This window comes from Okeania hirsuta (assembly GCF_003838195.1).
In the GTDB taxonomy this organism is placed as follows: Bacteria; Cyanobacteriota; Cyanobacteriia; order Cyanobacteriales; family Microcoleaceae; genus Okeania; species Okeania hirsuta.
On sequence record NZ_RCBY01000685.1, the window covers coordinates 1 to 595 of the forward strand.

General features: G+C 34.6%; 2 protein-coding genes. Both read right to left on the reverse strand.

The window, feature by feature from the left end:
* Window positions 1–17 precede the first annotated feature (17 nt).
* Window positions 18–332 carry a Calx-beta domain-containing protein gene (locus tag D5R40_RS33655; RefSeq protein WP_161565202.1) on the reverse strand — a complete coding sequence of 105 codons (315 nt, stop codon included), beginning with the start codon at window positions 330–332 and terminating at the stop codon, window positions 18–20.
* A gap of 8 nt (window positions 333–340) precedes the next feature.
* Window positions 341–595: Calx-beta domain-containing protein (locus D5R40_RS33660; protein WP_134239688.1), on the reverse strand; the 255-nt coding region annotated here is incomplete at its 5' end.

The following is a 595-nucleotide window of genomic DNA, read 5'->3' on the forward strand; positions in this document are numbered from 1 at the left end:
GCTATTCAAGATATTGATTATGGCAACCCTATTTCTAACAATATTTTCTTTGCAGGGGGTGAAACTTCATCCTCAAGAATTTCTAAAATAGCAGTAGCAGGTTGACCAATAGTTGCATCACCAGTAACATTGCTCAAACTCAAATTAACAGTTCTATTTCCCTCAATTATAGAATCATCAATAATTGGAATACTGACAGTTTGTTGTGTTTCTCCATCTGCAAAGAAAATATTGTTAGAAATAGGGTTGCCATAATCAATATCTTGAATAGCTGTACCATTGGCAAGGTTGAGAGTGCTACTCTCAACCTTGCCAATGGTACAGCTATTCAAGATATTGATTATGGCAACCCTATTTCTAACAATATTTTCTTTGCAGGGGGTGAAACTTCATCCTCAAGAATTTCTAAAATAGCAGTAGCAGGTTGACCAATAGTTGCATCACCAGTAACATTGCTCAAACTCAAATTAACAGTTCTATTTCCCTCAATTATAGAATCATCAATAATTGGAATACTGACAGTTTGTTGTGTTTCTCCATCTGCAAAGAAAATATTGTTAGAAATAGGGTTGCCATAATCAATATCTTGAATAGC